9 protein-coding genes are annotated in these 7,495 nt (G+C 44.4%); 3 read left to right on the forward strand and 6 right to left on the reverse strand.

The window, feature by feature from the left end:
* Window positions 1-101: 101 nt before the first annotated feature.
* The 3 genes from VSS37_RS08980 to VSS37_RS08990 form a co-directional block, all read right to left on the reverse strand.
* Window positions 102-1,799, reverse strand: a complete 1,698-nt coding sequence (locus VSS37_RS08980; protein ID WP_324694499.1) for an AAA family ATPase — start codon at window positions 1,797-1,799, stop codon at window positions 102-104.
* 150 nt (window positions 1,800-1,949) lie between these two features.
* Entirely contained in the window at window positions 1,950-2,756 is an 807-nt protein-coding gene (locus VSS37_RS08985; protein WP_324694500.1) for a hypothetical protein, read from the reverse strand.
* A gap of 277 nt (window positions 2,757-3,033) precedes the next feature.
* Window positions 3,034-3,519, reverse strand: coding sequence for a hypothetical protein (locus VSS37_RS08990; protein WP_324694501.1), 486 nt, complete (start codon window positions 3,517-3,519; stop codon window positions 3,034-3,036).
* A gap of 546 nt (window positions 3,520-4,065) precedes the next feature.
* Here VSS37_RS08990 and VSS37_RS08995 point away from each other — a divergent pair.
* The 3 genes from VSS37_RS08995 to VSS37_RS09005 all read left to right on the forward strand — a co-directional run bounded on the left by VSS37_RS08995 (window position 4,066) and on the right by VSS37_RS09005 (window position 5,602).
* Window positions 4,066-4,371 carry a hypothetical protein gene (locus tag VSS37_RS08995; protein ID WP_324694502.1) on the forward strand — a complete coding sequence of 102 codons (306 nt, stop codon included), beginning with the start codon at window positions 4,066-4,068 and terminating at the stop codon, window positions 4,369-4,371.
* Between the two features lie 115 nt (window positions 4,372-4,486).
* Window positions 4,487-5,098 (forward strand): hypothetical protein, encoded by a 612-nt coding sequence (locus VSS37_RS09000; protein WP_324694503.1) that lies wholly within the window; start codon window positions 4,487-4,489, stop codon window positions 5,096-5,098.
* A gap of 45 nt (window positions 5,099-5,143) precedes the next feature.
* The gene (locus VSS37_RS09005; protein WP_324694504.1) at window positions 5,144-5,602 is read left to right on the forward strand and encodes a hypothetical protein; all 459 of its coding nucleotides are present in this window, start codon (window positions 5,144-5,146) and stop codon (window positions 5,600-5,602) included.
* Between the two features lie 440 nt (window positions 5,603-6,042).
* On the opposite strand, the gene VSS37_RS09010 is transcribed toward VSS37_RS09005, so the two are convergent.
* The 3 genes from VSS37_RS09010 to VSS37_RS09020 form a co-directional block, all read right to left on the reverse strand.
* Window positions 6,043-6,814, reverse strand: a protein-coding gene (locus tag VSS37_RS09010) for an IS1 family transposase (protein WP_445971477.1) whose coding sequence is annotated in 2 segments (ribosomal slippage) — window positions 6,043-6,508 and window positions 6,507-6,814 — 774 coding nt in all. Because the reading frame shifts where the segments join, the coding sequence is not laid out codon by codon here.
* A gap of 80 nt (window positions 6,815-6,894) precedes the next feature.
* Window positions 6,895-7,077: a hypothetical protein gene (locus VSS37_RS09015; protein ID WP_324694505.1), complete on the reverse strand. Its 183-nt coding sequence runs from the start codon at window positions 7,075-7,077 to the stop codon at window positions 6,895-6,897.
* 149 nt (window positions 7,078-7,226) lie between these two features.
* Window positions 7,227-7,495: ATP-binding protein (locus VSS37_RS09020; protein ID WP_324694506.1), on the reverse strand; the 269-nt coding region annotated here is incomplete at its 5' end.

Here is a 7,495-nt window from a genome sequence, read left to right on the forward strand (position 1 = left end):
ATCGCATGGTTGATGTTCATGGTAGGAAGATCGGGGTGGGATTGAGAAATTTCAATACCGAACGGTAATAACCAAGTGGAAAAGTAGGGATTGTTGTGTGGCTAGGGGTGTTTGCTGATTTCCACCCGCTCACCGTCAGTTACCAGCAGCCACGCGCTGAGTTTGGGCAAGGCCATAATGGCGGGCAATTGCAGGTAGCCCTGGATTTGTGTGACACCTTCTTGTTTTTTGCTCTCCCAGCCTTTTTCTTTGTCACCTTTTTTGCTGTATTTCAGCTCAATCAGATGTTGGTGGTTGACCTTGTACGGGCTGCGCTCCAGCAGCAGGATGTCGGGGTACTTACGGTTCATTTCCCGCTCGCTCTGGATGAAATAGGCGGGCGACTGGTAGAGCAAGGCCAGCAGGATGGTCTTGATGTGCTCTTCATCCAGCCACAAGGAGTCACGGTTGGAAAGCAGTTGCAGCACCCGTTCCAGTTCCGTCACCAGCGGCTGGATGTCATCGCGCAAGGCCAGCGTTTCCACCGCCACCAGCAAAGCACGGTCGGGGATGCTGATCTGGTTGCGGCGTTCCAGTTCCACCTTGAAGTATTGGAAATACAGTTCGCGCATCACCTGATTGGGGATGACGAACACTTCGCCCGCCAGGGTTTCATGGCGCAGGGTGACAAAGCCCATGTAGGCCAGCAGGCTGATGAAATCGTCGCGGTCAAAGCCCTTGTCAAAATCAAACTTGCGCCGCTGCTGGGCGGTCACTGTCCCCTGGTTGAGCAATTCGTCCAGTACTGCAAAGTTGGCGTCGCGGTCGCCAATGCTGAACATCGCCAATATCTTGCCGTAATCAGAGGCAATATTGTCATCCAGCATTTTCTTCGGGTAGGCGCAACGTCGATAGTCAAACGTGTTCAGGAAATACAGCACCATGTTGGCGTTGTAGACGGTTTCAGCGGCATCGGCGTGGAAGCGGTAGCCGTTGTACCAGTCGGTCACAATGGCCAGCAGTTGCCCCTGATCTAGCGGGCAGGCTTGCGCCATCGGTCGCAACAGGCTGGCGACTTCTTGCCGGGTGAAACCCACCGCCTCGTTGAAGGCTTCGGTCAGGGACAGGTTCTGGCCAATATTAAAACCACTGGTCATGCTGTCGAGCATGATCGGGGTCACGCCGGTGACAAACATGCGGTCAACGACACCCTGTTGGGTGGCGGTCTTGATGGTTTCGTAGAAACTGCGCACAAATCCACCCTTGCCCATGATTTGCTGGAACAGTTTCAGGTCATCCGCCAGGATGGCGTTGGCAAAGTGGTCGTATTCATCAATCAGCAGCAGGATTTTGCACCCTGACATCAGGGTGAAGAAATGCTCCAGTTTGGCTTCGGGGGAAGACTTGAGGCTTATCTCCGCTGCCATTTCCGGCGCGAAGCCGTAACGCCTCAGAAAATCTTGCAGGCTGGTTTCAATCTTTTCACCAAAGCGCTGGTAGATGGCAGGCTCGCCACCACGGGTGTCAATGCCGCTGAATTCCATGAACAGCACCTGATAGCTGCTTTTCAGCGGGGTGGGGTGCTGGCCGATGTAAAGATGGCCGAACAGCGTCTCGAATTCAGCCTGATGGCGAATATCGTAGTAATACCACAGGCTCGACAGCAGCAGGCTTTTGCCGAAACGGCGCGGGCGCAGCAGGAAATGGTAGCTGCCAGCAGCCTCCAGTTGCGCGATATACGCCGTTTTGTCGATGTAGACATAGCCGCCGCTGATCACTTTTTTGAAATTGCTTTCGCCGTAGGGAATTTTCAAGGTCATACTGCGCTTGCCGGTCGTGTCCATGCTGGCAGTTTAGCATAGGCTTTCCCCATCATTGCTGTCTGGGCACTATAACGCACGTCTACCAAGGTCACAGTGGACAGAGGGCTACCTTAAAAACACTGGAGTTATGCAGTTCAGATTACCGAATCAGTCCTCTTTTTCTGGGGGCGGTAATGCACCACCAGTCAATGGCAGGCCATTAGCTATTGCAGTACGCCTATCTCCAAGCCCACTGTACTTGATACAGTCGCCTGCAACCACTACAAAATACCCTGCCTCATAATCGCTTGAATAGTTTCCAGTTGTGGGATGTTTTTGCCCCATTTGATGTAGCAATTCATGGAAAATTGTTCCTGCAAATGCTATCCCTGCTTTATTTGTATTATAGTTTTTCGTAAATTCTTCTATTTTGTTCAAGTTAAGCTCTATTTTTGGCTCCCCAGTCCAATGTAAAGCATCAGAAGTCCCCCAAAGTTTTTTTTCTGGTACAGTACGTCCAATAGAGCTACTACTACGGTAAGAGTAAAAATTTATAGTCGGCCATTTTTTTACACCAATTAGTGCGCTGAAATCGAGCCATGACTGTTCTTGTAGATTTGTCCATAGCCCACTGCTATAGCTAAAGTAATTTATGTGATTGGCAATGCAAGAGCGTACTTCACTGCGTTGCATTTGTTGTGATACATGATTCATGGCAGCTCTAATCACTTGCTTATGTTGCTCTGCAAACTCAAGGTTTTTATCTGGTGTATTGATTGTAGTACAGCTTTGGCTATAACTGACACATTGTCCTAACACGCGAAGTGAGCAAGTATTAGTGCAATATGTCCTTTTTATCGGAGGATTATTATAAGTCCAGCTAATTTCTGTGGCTTGTGCAATATGAAACGGCAAAACTAAAAAAGGTAATAAAACTAGTGTTTTTGTTCGAAAGGTTTGAATACAAATCTTCATAAAATTACCTCATTGACTCATATTACAGTCGCAGTACGACTTAGCCAGCATGTTCATAGTCTCATTGATGTGCATGATTTCAATCTTCCGTACAGATGTACCGTACCATTTTTGGTTTGGCAGAAACCATCTTCTTCGCTGGAACAACGTACATCGACAGGCAATGGCGTGCGTTCGGCAAAGCGCCCCAGCAAGGGGGTAAGTTTCAGCATCAGATGTCATCAAGATGAAAACCTTATTGTCTGCTTTTTCACCTTGAAAGGCATAAATGCTAGATTTAGAAACACAACTTGAATGAAGTTGCAGAAAGATTTGATTTATTTATAGAGCCTGTTCCTAGCATACCACCAAGATCTGCCCTTAACCCTGTAATAGTAATTGGTGGTGAATTAATCCATCCATTAATTTTATCATATATGCTAATGGTAGAATCAGCATTATATAAAACAGGATATGGGCCATCTTGTACGTAACAATCTTGACCTGAAAATAGCGAGGTTTTATTTTGAACATCGTAAGGGTCATTCATATAGTCATACGCATAAATCTGATCTTCAGTAAATAACAGATACGAAACATCTGCCTGCCCATTAATAATACGTGTTGAATCCCACAAACCAAGAAGATCTGCTTTCGCAGCTAGTTTTGTCGTAGGCGTCGTAGGCGTCGTAGGCGTCGTTGTACTAGTACCGCCACCACCACCACCACATCCAACTAAAGACAACGCTGTTAAAATCGCCAATGATGCTGATACATTGTTCATAAGAGTCTCCTTTAAATAATTTCAAATAACTTAAAACACAGAAACGCTTCAGCCAAACCAGCCATAACCAAAGATAATAAACTCCGAATATAACCAAGCAACTCTGACAAGTTCCAGCATGCCTTATCAGTTAATAATACTTCTATAACGACAAGCAGCAAATACGATATTTTGCCTGCATATTTGTAATAACTGGATATATACCTAATGAGCCTCAGCTCAAAATAACAACTACCATACTTTGTATTCAAAACTTACAACAACTAGGTCTACGTATTTAACTTCAATTGCTTTCAAAATCACAATCCACATATTTTGAACAGTTATCAGGCAATCACACAATCCAAGACAAACTTAATCTAATGCTTTGTACGTATATCATTTTTCATACGAAAACCTGTTCCTTCTATAACATAAGGCATATTTCATCATCTTCTTAATCAGAGCTAGCATTGCTTCAAGGAAAATCTTTTCTATCTTTTGAAAACAAAACCCCAAAACAACCCATAGCCAGGAGGCCGCAATATTTTATTGCGGGAGTCTAAAATGAAAGCCACACTATTTAGTTTATTACTATTATCTTCTATTTCATCTTTACTGATTATCGAAGAAGCATCCGCAAGGCCAAGATATGCTAACGAGGTCGGCAAAAAATGTGCATTTTGTCACATAGGTGAAATGGGCAGCAAAAACTTTACATCAGATGGTTTAGAGTATTGTAAATACCTAAAGAAAAATGGAATTCTTCCAGCCAGCAGCTCTTGCACTAGAAAAGCTCTTGACCTTTATGATGCTTCAGGAAATTATATAGGAAACTATACTGTGTGCGTTCCTGATCCACCACCCTGTTAATCTATAATACTCCAGATAGTGCAATCTTTTATTATATGTCCATTAAATCAACTTACTAAAGAAACAAGCAAATTTATATGGAGGATGGAAGCTAGTCAGCTTTCATAAAACAATTATGTATACACCATCAAGATTTAAATTATTATTTTCTTCCATTACCCTATTTTTAGTTGCAGGAGAGGCATTAGGATTACCTACCTTCGGAAACAATTGCCAACAATGCCATGTCAATCAACCGCCAGACAAAGAATTAACTGCACTTGGCAAAAGTCAATGTTCTGCCTTAATATCCCAAGGGTTACTTCCCAGCTCAAGCTCTTGCGCATCCCAGAAATCCACCACAACACCAGCCCCAACTACCCCAACCACAACCCCAACGACATCAGAAAAATCGGATAAGGAAAAAAGAAAAGAAAAACGAGAGGAGGATATTTTAAGAATAGCTAGCATATTCATAGAGGGCATGATGAATCAGCCAAACCAACCAACCCAGGCAATCCAGCCAAACCAACCAACCCAGGCAATCCAGCCAAACCAACCAACCCAGGCAATCCAGCCAACCCAGGCAATCCAGCCAAACCAACCAACCCAGGCAATCCAGCCAAACCAACCAACCCAGGCAATCCAGCCAAATAATCAGTGTTCTGCTTGTAATATTAAAACACTTGATCTGTATGATTCTGCAAAAAACTACGCTGGAAGATATACTGTGTGTGTCTGCCGCTAAGTTACTACCTATCGATTCAGGCTAATCTATGGCAGAACATAACGCATGAATACTTTGTTCAAAAACTTGTTACCATTATTTATCTTATTGTTGTGCGAAAGAAGTGGGGCACTAGAAAAAGCTGATGGACAACAACCAATTCAAAAGTGCATTCATACAGCCATCAAAAATAGTACAGATTACGATTTATATTTTGATATAAACCCAACTGCATTTGGAAAGGAAAGCATATTAGTCAACCAAAAAATAAATCACGGCGATGTAGTATTCTTCTGTTTTAGTGATGACACCGTACCCTTGGGGATTGATAGAAACTTAAATATGCCTGGAGTGCAAATAGGCATTTTTGCACTGACTCCAGGCTGTTTTTTTGAAATTACTGAGAATATTGAAGAAGCAGGAATACTAGGCATTAAACTCGGTGATAGTGATGAAAAAGAGAGAATCGAAGACTGCGCTTACCTTCACCAATCACTATTTAATTATGCACAACCTTACCAATAGCCGCTACGATCCCTGTCATAACATATATAGATATAATCGCCGCCTACACTGTAATTTAAATCATATTCAAGCCGATAAGGGTTCTTACAAATATTTCGACTAGAAGTTGGGTGTGCTGTCACTTCTATCGAAGTAATTGGAGAACCAAAGTAATGGTAAGGATAATAATCCTGGTTGTGGGCAACGCATAAATAGATTGCAGATGTTATTTTTTTATCTACCCTAGCACCGCTATTCAGGTCTATATTGATTTTCTGATAGCCATCCGGACATTTATATCCAACAATAGCCAAACCAGTAACGGGTTTGTAACCCGGCGAACGGTAAATGCATAGATAAATATACTGACCCCCCGCCCCTCTATTCAAATCAACATTAATTCTACGGGAAGCCCATGGCTCACAATGATCGTTTGAATCAGAATAAGATGTGGTAGTGGGTCAGACCTGAATTTTGGCATGAATATCAATCCCGAATTCTACTTTGTTGATGAGCAATCCAATCACCGTATCATGCATCGTCTCATCCTTTGAAAAGCAGATGGTCTTACGCGCCAAACGCTTGACCCACGTTCGCAGGTTGAGGTTTTTCCGCTCGATTTTTTGGGTATTACGCTTGCCAACTTCGTGCAGGCCAGCGTCCAAATGGCGTTCGTAAGCGCCCCAGTCATCGGTATAATAACGGGCAATCCCAAAGGGGTCGAGCAGCGCTTTTAGCTGTTTAAAAACGACGTCTTTACGCTTCCCAAACACATAGGCAATAACGGTATTGGTCGCATGGTCAACCGCGTGCCACAACCAACGCTGGTTACTTTTCTTGCCGACAAAAGACCATTGCTCATCCAGTTCGGCCTTACAGACGGCTTCCAGCCTGACTTCCAGGCCACCCCTGCTTTCAGATGCCAGCGTGTAAAATTTCGGGTTTACCCGGGTGATTCCAGCCGCTTTTTTTTAGGGTGCTGATCACCGTGGTCTTGCTAATGCCAAGCACACGGGCAGTGTCCCGAATTCCACTGCTGTTAATCGCCATCTCAACAATCCGCCTTTTCATTCCGGGCTGGTAGGCCTTGTAGCGATAAGTCAACATAAAGCTTTTCGTTGGACAGTCGGGATTGCCACAACGGTAACGCCGTTCCCCACTGGCACTGTATCCGGCTTTCCTGATGTGGTTGCTGCCGCAGTCGGGGCAGACGATTTCTTGGTGACATGTCATGTGAGGGATTGTAATGTGTTTCTCAGGTCTGACCCACTACCTAAGATGTAACGCCAATGCCGGTAATTGGGTAATAGGGGTCATAGACCGTAGTCAGGCTTGCCGATGCCACACTCATAAGCAAGACTGCAAAACAGCTTATAAGTACTTTGGATATGCGCCAATACATAAAAATCCTCCTTGATGTGCGAATCCACATCAACTGAAGAGGCTCTCCCCAGCAATCCTTGCTTGCCGTCATCCTCCGCCCTTCCTTTGAGCATCAGAGCCTCCTTACTTTAATGACATTACGCTCTTGATCGTGAATGGAAAATATGACGCCATATGTAGACATTTGTAATATGTCCAAGATCGCTGTTATGACTTTTTGCTTATATAATTCAGCGTCTGCTACAACGCATGATCCAGGTAGTCAATGGACATTTGAATGTTGGGCTATACCCTCCCAGCCCAATTGGATGCTGACGCAGCTATAAAGCCCTATTTCTGATTCAATGGCCAGCTCAAAACCATTATGCAGGCATTCCCGTTGTACGAAACACAATCCCAACCCATGGCCATTGATTTTCGACGATTTCGCCACTTGTTGATGAATATCCGCCAATTGTTGCACTGACATGCCGAAACCATTGTCATAAACCATCAGCCGCAATTGCCTGTCTGCGGGATGGGCACTGATCC

Origin of the sequence: Candidatus Thiothrix phosphatis, from assembly GCF_035668035.1 — a bacterium.
Classification (GTDB): domain Bacteria; phylum Pseudomonadota; class Gammaproteobacteria; order Thiotrichales; family Thiotrichaceae; genus Thiothrix; species Thiothrix phosphatis.

Coding starts and splice junctions, on each gene's coding strand:
- VSS37_RS09000 (WP_324694503.1), top strand. CDS start 4,487: ATGTATACACCATCAAGATTTAAATTATTATTTTCTTCCATTACCCTA.
- VSS37_RS08995 (WP_324694502.1), top strand. CDS start 4,066: ATGAAAGCCACACTATTTAGTTTATTACTATTATCTTCTATTTCATCT.
- VSS37_RS09005 (WP_324694504.1), top strand. CDS start 5,144: ATGAATACTTTGTTCAAAAACTTGTTACCATTATTTATCTTATTGTTG.
- VSS37_RS08980 (WP_324694499.1), bottom strand. CDS start 1,799: ATGACCTTGAAAATTCCCTACGGCGAAAGCAATTTCAAAAAAGTGATC.
- VSS37_RS08985 (WP_324694500.1), bottom strand. CDS start 2,756: ATGAAGATTTGTATTCAAACCTTTCGAACAAAAACACTAGTTTTATTA.
- VSS37_RS08990 (WP_324694501.1), bottom strand. CDS start 3,519: ATGAACAATGTATCAGCATCATTGGCGATTTTAACAGCGTTGTCTTTA.
- VSS37_RS09015 (WP_324694505.1), bottom strand. CDS start 7,077: ATGCTCAAAGGAAGGGCGGAGGATGACGGCAAGCAAGGATTGCTGGGG.